At 33.6% G+C, this 15591-nt stretch carries 17 protein-coding genes; 10 read left to right on the top strand and 7 right to left on the bottom strand.

Annotated elements, in window-relative coordinates; translation table 11 throughout:
* Position 1: 1 nt before the first annotated feature.
* Positions 2–1051 (top strand): helix-turn-helix domain-containing protein, encoded by a 1050-nt coding sequence (locus FLAPXU55_RS05260; RefSeq protein ID WP_180856863.1) that lies wholly within the window; start codon positions 2–4, stop codon positions 1049–1051.
* 115 nt (positions 1052–1166) lie between these two features.
* Positions 1167–3413, top strand: a complete 2247-nt coding sequence (locus tag FLAPXU55_RS05255) for a TonB-dependent receptor domain-containing protein (protein WP_180856862.1) — start codon at positions 1167–1169, stop codon at positions 3411–3413.
* 160 nt (positions 3414–3573) lie between these two features.
* Here the strand turns inward: FLAPXU55_RS05255 and FLAPXU55_RS05250 are convergent, their stop codons facing one another.
* From FLAPXU55_RS05250 to FLAPXU55_RS05240, 3 genes are all read right to left on the bottom strand, one after another.
* On the bottom strand, positions 3574–3798 hold the full coding sequence (locus tag FLAPXU55_RS05250) for a DUF5808 domain-containing protein (protein ID WP_180856861.1): 225 nt from the start codon (positions 3796–3798) through the stop codon (positions 3574–3576).
* Positions 3799–3923: 125 nt separating this feature from the next.
* The gene (locus FLAPXU55_RS05245) at positions 3924–5183 is read right to left on the bottom strand and encodes an aspartate kinase (RefSeq protein ID WP_053472498.1); all 1260 of its coding nucleotides are present in this window, start codon (positions 5181–5183) and stop codon (positions 3924–3926) included.
* Positions 5184–5368: 185 nt separating this feature from the next.
* A complete protein-coding gene (locus FLAPXU55_RS05240) occupies positions 5369–5863 on the bottom strand; it encodes a GNAT family N-acetyltransferase (RefSeq protein ID WP_180856860.1) in 495 nt (164 codons plus the stop codon).
* Between the two features lie 250 nt (positions 5864–6113).
* Between FLAPXU55_RS05240 and fbp the strand changes: the two genes are divergently transcribed.
* Positions 6114–7121: a class 1 fructose-bisphosphatase gene (gene fbp, locus FLAPXU55_RS05235; RefSeq protein WP_180856859.1), complete on the top strand. Its 1008-nt coding sequence runs from the start codon at positions 6114–6116 to the stop codon at positions 7119–7121.
* 598 nt (positions 7122–7719) lie between these two features.
* On the opposite strand, the gene FLAPXU55_RS05230 is transcribed toward fbp, so the two are convergent.
* Positions 7720–8151 carry a tellurite resistance TerB family protein gene (locus tag FLAPXU55_RS05230; RefSeq protein ID WP_053472501.1) on the bottom strand — a complete coding sequence of 144 codons (432 nt, stop codon included), beginning with the start codon at positions 8149–8151 and terminating at the stop codon, positions 7720–7722.
* 170 nt (positions 8152–8321) lie between these two features.
* On the opposite strand from FLAPXU55_RS05230, the gene FLAPXU55_RS05225 reads away from it, so the two are divergent.
* The 5 genes from FLAPXU55_RS05225 to FLAPXU55_RS05205 all read left to right on the top strand — a co-directional run bounded on the left by FLAPXU55_RS05225 (position 8322) and on the right by FLAPXU55_RS05205 (position 11721).
* Positions 8322–8915: a HupE/UreJ family protein gene (locus tag FLAPXU55_RS05225; protein WP_053472502.1), complete on the top strand. Its 594-nt coding sequence runs from the start codon at positions 8322–8324 to the stop codon at positions 8913–8915.
* A 5-nt stretch (positions 8916–8920) separates the two neighbouring features.
* Positions 8921–9352: a deoxycytidylate deaminase gene (locus tag FLAPXU55_RS05220; protein WP_053472503.1), complete on the top strand. Its 432-nt coding sequence runs from the start codon at positions 8921–8923 to the stop codon at positions 9350–9352.
* Positions 9352–10929 (top strand): S41 family peptidase, encoded by a 1578-nt coding sequence (locus FLAPXU55_RS05215; protein WP_180856858.1) that lies wholly within the window; start codon positions 9352–9354, stop codon positions 10927–10929. Before FLAPXU55_RS05220 ends, FLAPXU55_RS05215 begins: the two co-directional genes overlap by 1 nt.
* A 19-nt stretch (positions 10930–10948) precedes the next feature.
* Entirely contained in the window at positions 10949–11314 is a 366-nt protein-coding gene (locus FLAPXU55_RS05210) for a nuclear transport factor 2 family protein (protein WP_053472505.1), read from the top strand.
* An 89-nt stretch (positions 11315–11403) separates the two neighbouring features.
* Complete coding sequence (locus FLAPXU55_RS05205; protein ID WP_053472506.1) at positions 11404–11721, top strand: hypothetical protein; 318 nt, start codon at positions 11404–11406, stop codon at positions 11719–11721.
* Positions 11722–11835: 114 nt separating this feature from the next.
* On the opposite strand, the gene FLAPXU55_RS05200 is transcribed toward FLAPXU55_RS05205, so the two are convergent.
* The 3 genes from FLAPXU55_RS05200 to FLAPXU55_RS05190 form a co-directional block, all read right to left on the bottom strand.
* On the bottom strand, positions 11836–12441 hold the full coding sequence (locus tag FLAPXU55_RS05200; RefSeq protein WP_180856857.1) for an FAD-dependent oxidoreductase: 606 nt from the start codon (positions 12439–12441) through the stop codon (positions 11836–11838).
* A 3-nt stretch (positions 12442–12444) separates the two neighbouring features.
* Positions 12445–12645 carry a hypothetical protein gene (locus FLAPXU55_RS05195; RefSeq protein WP_053472508.1) on the bottom strand — a complete coding sequence of 67 codons (201 nt, stop codon included), beginning with the start codon at positions 12643–12645 and terminating at the stop codon, positions 12445–12447.
* Positions 12646–12751: 106 nt separating this feature from the next.
* Entirely contained in the window at positions 12752–13330 is a 579-nt protein-coding gene (locus tag FLAPXU55_RS05190; RefSeq protein WP_053472509.1) for a MarC family protein, read from the bottom strand.
* A 319-nt stretch (positions 13331–13649) separates the two neighbouring features.
* On the opposite strand from FLAPXU55_RS05190, the gene FLAPXU55_RS05185 reads away from it, so the two are divergent.
* Positions 13650–14219, top strand: coding sequence for a DUF3109 family protein (locus tag FLAPXU55_RS05185; protein WP_053472510.1), 570 nt, complete (start codon positions 13650–13652; stop codon positions 14217–14219).
* A 337-nt stretch (positions 14220–14556) separates the two neighbouring features.
* Entirely contained in the window at positions 14557–15534 is a 978-nt protein-coding gene (locus tag FLAPXU55_RS05180; protein ID WP_053472511.1) for a ribonucleotide-diphosphate reductase subunit beta, read from the top strand.
* The last annotated feature ends 57 nt before the right edge of the window (positions 15535–15591 follow it).

Raw genomic sequence — 15591 nt, 5'->3', positions numbered from 1 at the left:
TATGAGTTTAGGTAAAGAAATATTATTCTTTTTTGGTGCTTTAGGCGCTTTCAACGGATTTATTCTAAGTCTGTATTTTTTGTTTTTTACCAGAAAAAAATACCTTTCTAATCTGTTTCTTGGCGCACTTTTATTTGCATTAAGTACCAGAATCGCCGTTACCGTTTTTGTATATTTCAATAACAATCTTCACAAAACCTATTTGCAAATTGGTCTTTCGGCTGGTTTATTAATTGGGCCGCTTTTATATCTTACTTTAAAATCAGGAATTCAAAATACAATTCCGGTAAAATGGAAATCGCATTTAGCCATTTGGATTCTCGCTGTTTTGATAATTGGTTTTGTATTTCCATACCAAAATTATCCCGTTTTATGGAATGATTATTTTGTGGCTTTTATTTTCCTTCAATGGTTCACTTATATTTTTATTTCAGGTTTTGAAATCAGATTATTATTGGAGAAAATAATTCAGAATTACCAAAATACACTTCCATCAGAAAGATGGTTTGGAACTATTTTCTTCGGAATTGCTTTAGTGTTTATATCCTATTTTTTAGGATTTATCAGAGTTCCTTTTGTTTCCTGCATAACAGGTGCACTCGCTTTTACTTTTATTTTATACCTGATAATTTTGGTTCTTTTACACCGAACAAAAACTGATGATTTGTTCCTGCTCAATATTCAAAAAGACAAAAAACTGAACGAAGAAGAAGCTTTGATTTTGTCTCAAAAACTGGAAAAAGTAATGAACGAAAAAGCATTATACAGAAACCCGAATTTGAGTTTAAAAGATTTATCTCAGGAAATAAATATCCCAAGTCATCAATTGTCGCAGTTTTTAAACAATAATTTAGGAAAGAATTTTACCAGTTTCGTAAATGAATTCAGAATCAATAATGCCTGCGAAATTATAACATCAAATGATAAACTAACTTTAGAATCCGTTGGTTATGATGTGGGTTTTAATTCTAAATCTACATTCTTCGCCGCATTTAAAAAACATACCGGAACCACACCTTTAAATTACCAAATTCAGGCTTTACAGCCGTAAAACAAAGTATTGATTTATAAATCCGTACTCCTGATTTCGCTTTCTAAAACCTTATTCACAGATTTTCAGATGACTTTTGTTTCAAATAAAGTCAAACCGCTAATCTTTAAAGTTTATGAAATTTCTTATTGTTGTTGTTATTTCTATTTATTGCCTGATTTTTTCATCAATCGAAGTAAAAGCACAAGCCGTAAAAAATAATCGGGATAAATCCTATGTTGAAGAGGATAAACTAATTGAAAAAACAACATTATCAGGCTCTGCTTCGGATTCTATACCCAAGGATCAAGATCATAATCAGTTAAATGAAGTTGTGGTAAAAAGCAATCCGTCATTATTAAAATATGGTGCAAACGGAACAATCGATGTCAATGTTAAGGGAACAGTTCTGGCAACAAGCAGTTCTGTAAACGAATTATTGAGCCGCGTTCCCAATGTTGTGGTTGCCGAAGGACAAATCAGCGTTCTTGGAAAAGGCGAAGCGATTATTTACCTAAATGGAATCCTGATTAATTACGAACGTTTTGCTGCAATTCCGGTTTCTCAGATTGCTAAAATTGAAGTGATTTCAAATCCATCTTCAAAATACGATGCCGAAGGAAAAGCAGTTGTCAATATTATTACCAAACAAAATATCGAAAGTGGCATAATGGGTTCAGCAAGTCAGCATGTTACTGTTTCGAAATTTGCAGGAACAAGTACAAACACACTTCTTGATTTTAATTATTCAAAAGGAAAAATCTCCTTTATAACCAATTATGGTTTGCAATTAGGCAAAGGCCGAGAATTGTTATACACCACACGAACACGCCCCAATCCCGACGAATATATGAAATCAGTTTTAACAACAGATTGGCGAAGGCAATTTAATAATTATTCCAATTTTGGATTTGGATTGCAGTATACTTTCTCTGAAAAAAGTTATATTTCATTAGCTTACAGCGGAAATATTGAAGATTTGGGCGGCGAGGTCGAAAGCAGAAATTCAATTACGAATAATACCGGAAATAGTTTTTATGCTACAGATATTGCAAAAAATGATGTTTTGCTGAATCAGTTTGTAAACCTGAATTATAATTTGATTACAGATCCAAAAGGTTCATCGTTGTTTATAGGAACGCAATATTCCAATTACAATGGAACGGTAAGAGATTTTATCGAAGAAAACAGTTTGGTTGATGAAAATAACATCCAAAAATATCTAAAAAATAATGTGGGAAGTACCATAAATATTGTCGCTGCTCAAGCTGATTATTCGAAGAAAATAAAAGAAAATACCAAACTCGAAATGGGAGCAAAATACAGTTACGCCACCATAAAATCAGGAACAGATTTTTTAATCGCTAATGCTGACGATATGAATTTTGAACTGGATGATGAACTTTCGAGTGATTTTAAATACAATGAAAAAATTGCCGCGGCCTATTTTACTTTTGGAAGTACATGGGGCGAAAAAGTCAATTTTTCGGTAGGAGCCAGAGCCGAAAGAACTAATTATGATTTGTATACAAATGCAAACGGAATTCAGAAATTTGGAAAGAGTTACGGTAACTTTTTCCCAAACCTGCTTTTGAATTTTGATTTTTCTGAAGATTGGAAAGGTCATTTCTCTTATGTTTCCAGAATTACACGACCAAGATATCAGGCTTTGAATCCGTATGTTATTTATCAGGATCCGTTTACTACAATTGAAGGAAACCCTAATTTGCTTCCGGAAAAAGTGCACGCTTTTGAAATTGGAACTATGTACAAAAAGTTTGATTTTAAAATGGGTTATACTTATAAAATTGATCCTATTTCTGGCGCTGCTTTGCGAGGCGATACGCCAAACAGTTATATTTTGCGATCATTAAATTTAGAAAAAGAACACACCTTTTTTACTTCACTTTCCAGATCTTTCAATGTTAAATGGTGGAATTCTACTAATACCGTAAGTATGAATTTAACGAAAGCAATAGACGATTTTTATGAATATGCTACGGGTCCGGTTAAACCGCAAATCTATTTGTATTCAAATAATACCTTTACAATTCCTGATCTTTTTAAAGTGCAATTATTAGCCTGGTATTTAGGCAATAAAAGTTACGGATTACGAAGTGACAATTCCCGTTCAACAGTAACGTTAGGAATCGAAAGAAATTTTTTTAAAGATGCCTTAAAACTAAATTTTACGGCAAATGATATCTTTCATAAGTTTATGGTTTCGGGCGATTATGAAGTGGGGCAAACCCAAATTTATTATCACCGAACGTATACCACAAATTACTTTAAACTGATTGCGACATATAGTTTCGGGAATTCAAAAAAGACAAATTATAAGAAAACTGAAATTGAGCAGTCTGAGAATAATAGGGCGAGGTAAATGGCACGCAGATGACACAGGTAAAACGGATTTACACAGATTTATTTTTATGCATACCTATTGTCATCCTGAGCGAAGTCGAAGGAATGTAAGAAGCTCGACAATCTAGAGTTGATGCTTTGTCTGACTTTGATTGTTAGAGAATAATGGGACTAGGTAATTACTTGATAAATCTTGATACTATAATCAAAACAAGTATTACTATCACCGCAAAGAAAACCGAGTTTGGATTGCCAAAATTAATTGTCCAGCCCATTTGCTTTATTCTTTTTGGCGGAAAGATTCTTTTGTCTTGCGGATTATAATAGAAGATTCCCCAAATCCAGTTTTTAGGATCGTTGTGCCAATTGTCTTTTTCTTCTTCGGAAGGTTCGTTAAAACTCATATTTTAATTCATTTGATAAAGAATCTGTAAAAATAAGAAAAATCTTAAGACAAAAAAGGCTTCACAATTAAGTGAAGCCTTTTCAAAAAATATCTGAATTTTAATAATTACCTTTTTATAAAGCCTTAGTTTAATTCTTTAGTAACAATCTGCATGGTTTCGCGGCTTACTTGTTTCAATAAAACCTCTTTGTTTTCTTCAACCGTTTGTGCAGCATTTTCTGTAAAGTGACGAATCGTATAAAGTGTTACATTCTCGCTGTAATCTACTTTGAATTTTTTCGAAAGAATCGCATTCAATTCATTAAAGTTTCCGAATTTATCTTCCACACAAACAGAAAAACTAATTGCAGAGTTCTGAATCAGGTTTACTTTGATTTTGAATTCGTGGAATAATCCAAAAATTTCACTAATGTTTTCCTCCATAATGAAAGAGAAATCAATAGACGAAAGCGAAATCAAAAGCTGTTCTCTCTTTACAATAAAACAAGGATATTGCGGCTCCAAATCAACGCCTTTAGAAACACAAGTTCCTTTTAATAATGGGTTGATAAATGATTTTACGTATAACGGAATTTCTTTTTTCTGTAAAGGCTGTAATGTTTTTGGGTGAATAACCGTTGCTCCATAAAACGCTAATTCGATCGCTTCACGATATGAAATCTGGTTTAATAAACTAGCATTTTCAAAATAACGCGGGTCGGCATTCATAACTCCCGGAACGTCTTTCCAGATCGTTACACTTTCGGCATTTAAACAGTAAGCAAAAATTCCCGCAGTATAATCAGAACCTTCACGGCCTAAAGTAGTAGTGAAATTATTTTCATCGGCACCTAAAAATCCTTGTGTAATATTTAGTTGTTTTCTTGGTACATTTTTGCTGATGTTTTGCTGAGTCGTTTCCCAGTCAACTTCTGCATCTCTATAGTTTGCATTTGTTTTAATGAAATTACGAACATCAAGCCATTGCGTCTGGATTCCTCTGAAATTCATATAATGACTTAAAATATTAGTAGAAATCAATTCTCCAAAACTTACAACCTGATCGTAAACAAAATTGTAATTTGGCGATTTATTATGTGCCAGGAAATACTCTAATTCTAAAAACTGCTCGTTAACTGCAGCAAATACAGCATGTTTTTCATCATCAAATAAATCTAATAATATTTGATTGTGGTATTTTTTTATTTCTTGTACAGATGAATTCAACTCTGCCGATTTCTCAAAATAATTCTTGATAACAACCTCAAGAGCATTTGTGGTTTTCCCCATTGCCGAAACGACCAAAATCACATCTTCATAACCCACTTGTTGTAAAACGTCGTATACGTTTTTAATTCCTTCCGCATCCTTTACCGATGCTCCACCAAATTTAAATACTCTCATTTTTAATTTTAGATTTTTAATTTTAGATTTCAGATTGAATGAAATCTGGTATTCTTTTATATTTTTTTGCCACAGATTATAAGGATTAAAATGATTTTACAATCTGTGTCGGTTTGCCACGAATTTCACGAATTAGCACGAATTAAATTAGTGGGAATTTGTGAAATTCGTGGCAAAATAAATTTTTATAATTTTTCTAAGAACGAATTAATTCCCGTTTCATCCATTTGAACAACCTGCCAGCCATCAAGAATTTTCGCTCCGGAATTCTTGTAAAAATTAACAGCCGGAGTATTCCAGTCTAAAACATTCCATTCCACTCTTCTAACATTATCTCTTTTTCCCTGTTTCATTATTTCGGCATAAAGTGCAGATCCTAAACCAGTGCCGCGCATTTTTTCCTTTACAATTAAATCCTCAAGGTGTATTGTTTTTCCTTTCCAGGTCGAGTAGCGGTAATAGAACAATGCAATTCCTACTATTTCTTTTCCTGTTTCGGTTTCGTTTGAATCAATCTCAGCTACAAAAACCTGAAAAAGTGGTTTTTCTCCAAATCCGTCACGTACTAAATCTTCCTCTGTAATGACTACAGCATCAGGTTCTTTTTCGAATATTGCCAGCTCCTGAATTAACCCCAAAACCGATTTCATGTCCTCAGGATTTCCTTTTCTAATATTCATAATTTATTTATTTGCGCTTCATAAAATTGCTTTGTATTTTAAAACTATTCAAAGCACACTTTCTTTAGAAGCAATTCATTTATTCTTATTATTAACTGCATATTAGCCAAAAAAAAATGTATTTACTGCATTCTTTTTGTCTTTAATTAGCAAATATACAATTGTAGCAAACTAACGAAATAATTTTTAAATCATTCTCACAAAATAAACGATATTTGTGACTTAAAATTAAAACTACAACGATATAGTAATGGAAGAACGCAATAAAACACTGGGAGAGTTTATTATTGAGAACCAAAAAGCATTTCAGTATTCGTCGGGAGAGCTTTCCCGGATTATCAACTCAATTCGTTTGGCAGCCAAGGTTGTCAATCATAAAGTAAACCAAGCTGGACTGGTGGATATTATTGGCGCCGCAGGCGAGCAGAATATTCAGGGAGAAGACCAGCAAAAATTAGATGTCTATGCAAACGAAGTATTTATCCAGACGTTAATAAACCGTGAGATTGTCTGTGGTATTGCTTCTGAAGAAAACGACGATTTTATTACAGTTCAGGGGAGCGACAACTGTCATAATAATAAGTACGTGATCTTAATGGATCCGCTTGACGGATCTTCAAACATTGATGTAAATGTTTCTGTAGGAACTATTTTTTCTGTTTTTAGAAGAATAACTCCAATAGGAACTCCGGTAACAATCGAAGATTTTTTACAGCCGGGAATTAATCAGGTTGCTGCAGGTTATGTAATTTACGGAACTTCGACAATGCTGGTTTATACAACTGGTTATGGTGTAAACGGATTTACATTAAACCCTGCAATTGGTACATTTTACCTTTCGCATCCTAATATGAAGTTTCCAAAAGACGGAAGTATCTATTCGGTAAACGAAGGAAATTATATTCATTTTCCGCAGGGAGTAAAAAACTACATCAAATATTGTCAACGCGAAGAAGAAGATAGACCTTATACGTCAAGATATATAGGAAGTTTAGTGGCCGATTTTCACAGAAATATGATTAAAGGCGGAATTTATCTTTATCCAACAAGTTCAAAAGCACCAAAAGGGAAATTACGTTTATTATATGAATGTAACCCAATGGCATTTCTGGCAGAACAAGCCGGAGGAAAAGCTACGGACGGTTTTGGAAGAATTATGGAAATTCAGCCAACAGAACTGCACCAAAGAGTTCCATTTTTCTGCGGAAGCTATAATATGGTAGAAAAAGCAGAGGAGTTTATGGCGACTGCTGAGTAAGTATTCAGTGTTCAGTTTTTTAGTGATCAGTCACAGTTTTCGGTCACAGTTAAACCCGACAGGTTTTTAAACCTGTCGGATTTATAATTTTTCACATTCTAACGTGTCAAACCGGGTTAGAGTCCGCCCCTAAAATATGAATCGAGCCCAAGGCTCATCTAAAGTTCCGAAGGAACGAATTATATTGTAGGGCTGGACTTCAGTCCAGTTGAATGAATAGATATTTCGAAATTAAGCAAAACCAAATTTGCATTACAGGTTTGCTAAAAAAACAAAACCCGACAGGTTTTTAAATCTGTCGGGTTTAAATTTTTTCGCATTCTCACAATGTCAAACCGGACTAAAGTCCGGCCCTACAATATAATTCGTTCCTTCGGAACTTTAAAAAGAGCCTTTGGCTCGAGCCATATTGTGGGGCTGGACTTCAGTCCAGTTGCGTGAAGATATTTCGAAATTAAGCAAAACCAAATTTGCATTATAGGTTTGCTAAAAAACAAAACCCGACAGATTTTTCAAAATCTGTCGGGTTTATAATTTGATATAAGCATGAAGTTTCAGCACAAAATGTAAAATGTGACTGAAAACTGCAAACTAAATATTATTTGTTCATATTCTCCATTTCGAAAAGGAAAGTATCTAAATCAACTTTTTTGTCAATTAAAGACAAAGCTTTTCTAATAATATAATTTACGTTTCCTGGAGTAAATCCTAAAGCTAATCCCATACGGGTTAACATTACTTCCTGCTGATCTCCTAAATGGTGATCAACATGAATCATCCTTCCCAAATCATACAAACGCTCTAATCGCTGCGAGTACAAGTACGGCGGATTTATTGGATATTTCAAAGGATTTTTAAGAATCTCAGTATATTCTTCTTCTGAAATCTCTAATCTTGAAGCTAATTTGTCCAAAAAGTCTTTTTCTTCTGGACTTACTTTTCCGTCAGCAAACGCTACACGCACAATTGCAGAGAAATGACCTCTGTTTCTTTGTTTGAATTCGTTATCAAATAATTCTGAAAATGGCATAATTAAAATAAGTTTTTATTGAGCAAAGATAAATCTTATTTTAATTTAACGATTTTAAATTTCTCATAAATTTAACTTATTTTTACTTATTGTTTTAAGAATCCGCATCGTAAATTCTTCAAAATAAATCGTAAGTTTACAACCCCTAATCATTTAATAGTATTACCCGTATGTCGCAATTTTGGATTTATTTTCAAATAGGATTAAAGCATGTATTAGATATCAACGCTTACGATCACGTTCTTTTTTTAATCGCATTAACTGTTCCATATTCATTTAAAGACTGGAAACGTATATTGCTTTTGGTTTCCGTTTTTACAATTGGACACACCTTAGCTTTAATACTTTCTGTTTTCGGAATAATTGCCATAAAAGTAAATATCGTTGAATTTTTAATCCCGATTACGATTTTAATCACGGCGTTGTACCATCTTTTTACTGCAGGAAAAGCAACTAAAAATGACGGCGTAAATGTGGTATTTTTTGTGACTTTGTTCTTTGGAATTATACACGGACTTGGATTCTCAAACTATTTTAAAACAATTTTAGGAGGATCGGCAAGTTCAAAATTATTGCCTTTAGGAGAATTTGCTTTAGGAATTGAAGCCGCGCAGCTGGTAGTTGTATTTGTAGTTTTGGTAATATCCTATATTGTACAAACAGTATTTCGTTTTTCAAAACGCGATTGGGCACTGGTAATGTCAGCTTTTATTATTGGAGTTGTAATTCCGATGATTATTGAAAGTCCAATTTGGAACAGATAAAATAAATGGAAGTAAAAAAATTAAATAAATACGATAAAGCTTATTTGCGAATCGCTAAAGAATGGAGTTTATTATCCTATTGTAAGCGTAAACAAGTTGGAGCCATTATCGTAAAAGACAGAATGATCATTTCTGACGGCTACAACGGAACGCCATCGGGATTTGAAAATTGCTGCGAAGATGAAGAAGGATTAACACGCTGGGATGTTTTACACGCCGAGGCAAATGCAATCCTAAAAGTAGCAAGATCAACGCAGTCTTGTGAAGGCGCAACCTTATATATTACACTTTCGCCTTGCAAAGAATGCAGTAAATTAATACACCAATCCGGGATAAAAAGAGTGGTGTATCAGGATGGATACCGCGATGATTCGGGAATTCAGTTTTTAATAAAAGCAGGCATCGAAGTCGAACATATTCCTGTTTTAGAAGAATAATGAAATTTAATCCAAAATATCTGCCAATGATTATCGGGGCGACACTTGCCATCGGAATCGTAATCGGAAGTTTAACAAACTCTTCCGCAGATGATCAGCTTTTGGCTAAAAATTACTCCAAAACCAAGCTGAATAAACTCATTGATTTTATCAATACTGAATATGTTGACAGCGTCAACACAGATTCGATTGTAAACCTTACAGTCGATAATATACTCTCAAAATTAGATCCGCATTCTGTTTATATTCCGCCAAGCGAACAAGCCGAAGTTGCCGAAAGCATGAAAGGTGATTTCGTGGGAATCGGAATCAATTTCTATATGTACAAAGATTCTGTAGCGATTATAAAACCAGTCGAAAACGGGCCTTCTGCGAAAGCAGGATTAAAATCGGGCGATAGGATTTTATATGCAGGAAAAACCAAATTGTATGGCAGAAGATTACCGTCTGACAGTTTATTTTCTAAATTAAAAGGAATCAAAGGCTCTGAAATTGAATTGACTGTTTTTAGAAAATCAGAGCAAAAGAAACTGAAATTTAAAATTAAAAGAGATGTTATTCCGATAAAAAGTGTCGATGCTTCTTTATTAATTGGAAATAATACGGGTTACATCAAAATCAATCGTTTTGCCGAAACCACTTTTAATGAATTCAAAACCGGTTTAACGCGTTTAAAACAAAAAGGAATTCAGTCGCTTGTAATAGATCTTCGCGATAATGGCGGCGGTTATATGGAAGAAGCGATTGCAATTGCCGATGAATTTTTAAAAGACAAACAGCTAATCGTTTTTACCAAAAATAAAAACGGAACAACCGAAAAAACATACGCCACTAAAGCCGGAAGTTTTGAAACCGGAAAAGTATATGTTTTAATTAATGAAAACAGTGCTTCTGCAAGTGAAATTCTGGCCGGAGCAATTCAGGACAGCGACCGCGGAACAATTGTTGGACGTCGTTCTTTCGGAAAAGGTTTAGTACAACGCGAAATGGATTTTAACGACGGATCTGCCGTTCGTTTAACCGTTGCGAGATATTATACGCCAACCGGAAGATCCATTCAAAAACCTTATAAAAAAGGAAATGAAGAATACTTTAAAGAATCTGAATCAAGAATAAATTCTGGCGAATTGTATGCAAAAGACAGCATAAAAGTGGCCGATTCTTTAAAATTTAAAACACCAAAAGGTAAAATCGTTTACGGCGGCGGCGGAATCGTTCCGGATGTTTTTGTTCCGATGGAAGCAGAGCACGGAAACGAAAATGTGGCTTATTTGCTTCAAACAGGAATCGTTGGCCATTTTGTTTTTGAAGAATTAGATAAAAACCGAAATGCTTTTGCAGGACTTAAGTTCAATGAGTTTTTGGAAAAAATGAAAAGCTCTGATGCTTATTTCAAAAAGTTTAAAAACTATATTTTACTAACTGGTTTAGATCTTAAATTAGACAAAACCAAAGCATTGGTAAACCGATATATTACGGCTGAATTTGCCCGCCAGTTATATGGTGAAATGTATTATTATGATGTTATTTTAAAAGATGATGCCATGATTAAAACAATTTTGAATCCGAAGAAATAATCCTTAAAATTCTAATTTGATGGAAAAAGATCTAATTGTAAATGCCGAAATTGAACTTTTAACCGCAATTAAAAACGCTGATGTTTCTGTTTTAGAACGAATTCTTCACGACGATTTGCTTTTTAATTTACCAACTGGAGAAACCATCACAAAAGAATTTGATTTAAATTCCTATCGTTCGGGGAAAATGAAAGTTGATTCTCTCGAAGCTTCAGACCAAATTATAAATATTATAGGTGATGCTGCTGTAGTTGCTGTTTCTGTTTCATTAAAAGGAACTTACGACAATAATCCCATTAATGGCGTTTTGAAATACATAAGAGTCTGGAAACAATTTGATGGTAATTTAAAAGTTATTGCCGGAAGCTGCGTTCAGCTGGCATAAATTTTGAAAGGAAACTTAATAGTAACATAAAACAAAACTTAGCGAACATCGCATAAATATTAGCGTACTTCGTTGTTAAAATCTCAAACATGAAAAATCTAAAAAGAATAAGTTTCCTTGTCGTTTTAATGACTTTTGTAATCTCTTGTACAACTATGAAAAATGATAAAAATAGTGCAGTTTCAGGAAAAGTAGAATCAATAGAATCTGGAAAAGATGGTTACACGGCAAAAATTAATACTGACACAAAAGAAGTATATTTTGCAACAATCAGCATTGTAAATGTTGGCGGTCCGCAAAATTACAAACAATTAAAAATTGGAGATGTAGTGTCATTAAAAGGAGAAATCTGGAAAACAGACGACGAAAACCATATCAAAGTAACACAGATCGTTTCGGTAAAGTAGCCTAACATAAAATATTTTTTTAAACCATATAAGTTATATAAGTTCATTTAATTCTATACGCAAAGTATAATATGAACTTATATAACTTATATGGTTTAATGATTTTATATAATCTTATCGAATGCTGTCGTGCGAGTGAGTCTGTGTTCCGTTATTCCATAAAGTTAGAATATCTGTTGCAACAGCAGCGCCGCTTCCTGCAGCAATCGCCAGTTGGCTTCTCCATCCGGCTAAAGTTCCAATAACATAAATGCCGTCAGCAACTTTATGATCTTCGTTTTTAAGCTGAATACGTTGTTTTTCCGGAAGTGCCTTTTTATGCGGTTCAATATATTGTGTCAAACCTTCGATATCAAATGTATTGGCAGAACCAATTCCCACAACGATACTTCTTGTTTGATAAGAGTTTTTGTTAGTAATAACCGTAAATGAAGGAAAAGAACCTTCTACTTTAATTACTTTTTCATTTGCAATCTGTTCGATATGCGGATAAGATGCTGCTAAATCCTGCGTACTTTCTTCCAGTAATTCAGAACCTAATTTACCTGGCGTAATGCCATAAGCATTGTAGAAAATAGCTTCTTGTAAAGAAGAGTTTTTCTGATGTGTAAAAATTCCGATTTTTTTGTCGGTAGCAAAAGCTTTGTTTTTAGCAGATCCCAAAACTAAGGCACAAGACATGCCTGATACACCCCCGCCGATAATTAAAACGTCAAACATATATTATCGACCGTTTGTTTTTTCTTCAATTCTTTTTGAAATTCTAAAAATCAAAAGAATCAACACGGCGCAAAATGAAGCTGCGATTCCAATAAAAGCTACCATACTGTCTCCTTGAAAAGGATTTGTAAAGTCTAATAGCGTAATATTAAACACAATTAAAGCTAATGCTAAAAGCACTAAGATTGAAGTGAAGATTTTCATATTGGTTGTTTTGTTTGTATAAAAATATCAAAGTAAAACTCTAATAAAAAATGCCTTAAAGTTGTATTTTATAAATTTAATGGGGGTAAAAGTATAAAAATAAATCTTAGACAAACAAACCTTTAACATTAGCAGCGAATAATTTAACAGCAATTGCTAAAAGTATCACTCCAAATGTCTTGCGGACCACGCCAAGTCCGTTTTCTCCTAGTAAATTTTCGATTTTTTTAGAAGATTTCAAAACAACATAAACCAATATAATATTAAGTAAAATGGCAATGATTATATTAATAGTATGAAACTGAGATCGAAGAGAAAGTAAAGTAGTCATAGTTCCCGCTCCGGCGATTAATGGAAATGCCAATGGCACAATAGAGGCAGAGCCCGGCTCTTCGTCACGATAAATACGGATTCCTAAAATCATTTCTAAAGCCAGGAAAAACAATACAAAAGAACCGGCAACAGCAAATGAATGAACATCAATACCAATAAGGTTTAATAATCCTTCTCCAACAAAAAGAAAAACAATCATAATCATTCCCGCAACAATCGAAGCTTTCTCAGATTCAATGTGTCCAACCTTTGCTCTTAAGTTCACGATAATTGGAATTGAACCTACAATATCAATTACGGCAAAAAGTACCATGCTTACTGTAATGATTTCTTTGAAGTCTATATCTAACATATCGCTTTGATTTTAAGGGTTTAAAAAACTGCTGCAAAAGTAGTTAATAAAGTTAGGTGTTTTTTCGGTACAATTCACTTTTGTTATAAAAACATGGTTTTGTGGTTAAAAAAGTGATATTTGTAACAATTATTGTTTTTGCCGCAGAGTATCGCAAAGTTTCCTCGCAAAGATTCACAAAGCTAAAATTGCGAAAAGAGTAAAAACTGAATTATTCTTTGCGAATCTTTGTGAAAGCCTTTGTGAATCTTTGCGGTAAATTTTTTATCCGTTTTCTTTAACTATCTTTGCATTTTATAAATTAGCATATTTTATTATCATGTTTCAGTTAGGGAAAACTATTGTTTCAGAGGATATTCTGGAAAAAGAATTTGTGTGCAACTTGTCAGCTTGTAAAGGGGCTTGTTGTGTTGATGGAGATGCGGGCGCGCCTTTGAATGAAGCAGAAACGAAAATCTTAGAAGAAATTTATCCAAAAGTAAAACCTTTTTTAAGAAAAGAAGGAATTGCTGCAATCGAAGCACAGGGAACCTGGGTTAAAGGAACCGACGGTGATCTTGAAACGCCGCTTATCGATAATAAAGATTGTGCTTATGTTATTTTTGATGGAAAAACTGCCCTTTGCGGAATCGAGCAAGCTTATAATGAAGGAATCGTAGATTGGAAAAAACCGGTTTCCTGCCATTTATATCCAATTCGTGTAAAAGACTTCACAGAATTTGCAGCGGTTAACTATGACAAATGGGATATTTGCGATGATGCCTGCTCTTTAGGAAAAGAATTAGAAGTTCCCGTATATAAATTTGTGAAAGAAGCCCTGATTCGTCGTTTTGGTGAAGACTGGTATTTGGAACTTGAAAAGGTAGCTCAGGAACTTAAAAATTCTTAAAGATTAAAGTGTAAAAAATACCTTTTTGAGAAGGCTTATTTTGACTCAAAAAAATAAAGTTTTACCTCAAAAAAAACTTTTTAAAACAATTTAAAATTTCTTGCTTTTTATATTAAAAAGTCTATATTCTACGGGGCTTCAAGGTGTAATTGGTGTATTTAATGTGTTCATTTACAGTAATTTAATTATTGTATGAAAAACGTTTCAAATTTAGGCCGTTGTTAAAAACTACATCAAATTGTGAATAAGTTTGGCTTTCATTTTTGGCGTGAAATGACAATCTTTGTAGTCTACTGAATTAGTAAAGTTTCAGTATAAAAATTTAACAAAATTTGTCATGTCACAAGTAGAGCCAATCTTACAAGAAAATAAAAATCGTTTCGTTATTTTTCCTATCAAACATCATGATATTTGGGAATGGTATAAAAAAATGGAGGCTAGTTTCTGGACTGCTGAAGAAATCGATTTGCACCAGGACTTGACAGATTGGAACAATAAACTTAATGATGACGAAAGATATTTCATTAAACACATTTTAGCATTCTTTGCTGCTTCTGACGGAATCGTAAATGAAAACCTTGCTGAGAACTTTGTAAATGAAGTTCAATATGCTGAGGCAAAATTTTTCTACGGTTTTCAAATCATGATGGAGAATATTCATAGTGAGACCTATTCACTATTAATAGATACTTATGTAAAAGATGAAGCAGAAAAAGCAGAATTGTTTAATGCTTTAGAAGTTTTCCCTGCAATTGCTAAAAAAGCAGAATGGGCTTTAAAATGGATCGAGTCTGATTCATTTGCAGAAAGACTTATTGCTTTTGCTGCTGTTGAAGGAATCTTTTTCTCAGGCGCATTCTGTTCAATTTATTGGTTGAAAAAACGTGGTTTAATGCCAGGTTTAACTTTTTCTAATGAGTTGATTTCTCGTGACGAAGGCGTACATTGTGATTTTGCAGTTCACTTGCATAATCACCATTTGGTAAACAAAGTACCAAAAGACAGAATCAAAGAAATTATTGTTGATGCACTGGATATCGAAAGACAGTTTGTAACAGAATCTCTTCCGGTAAGTTTAATTGGAATGAATGCAGGCTTAATGACACAGTACCTGGAGTTCGTCGCAGATAGACTTTTGGTTGAATTAGGTTGCGAGCGTGTATACGGATCAGCAAATCCATTCGATTTCATGGACATGATTTCTCTTCAGGGAAAAACTAATTTCTTTGAAAAACGTGTTGCCGAGTATCAAAAATCTGGAGTTATGAACACAGACAGCGATGCTCAAAAAATTTCATTTGACGCAGATTTTTAGAACAACAGCATTTTTTTAATTCGGGATAATTTTATCTAAGGCCTGAATTAATTTTTA

Origin of the sequence: Flavobacterium panici (assembly GCF_903819335.1) — a bacterium.
GTDB classification, from domain to species: domain Bacteria; phylum Bacteroidota; class Bacteroidia; order Flavobacteriales; family Flavobacteriaceae; genus Flavobacterium; species Flavobacterium panici.
This window is presented reverse-complemented; position numbering and strand designations above follow the sequence as displayed.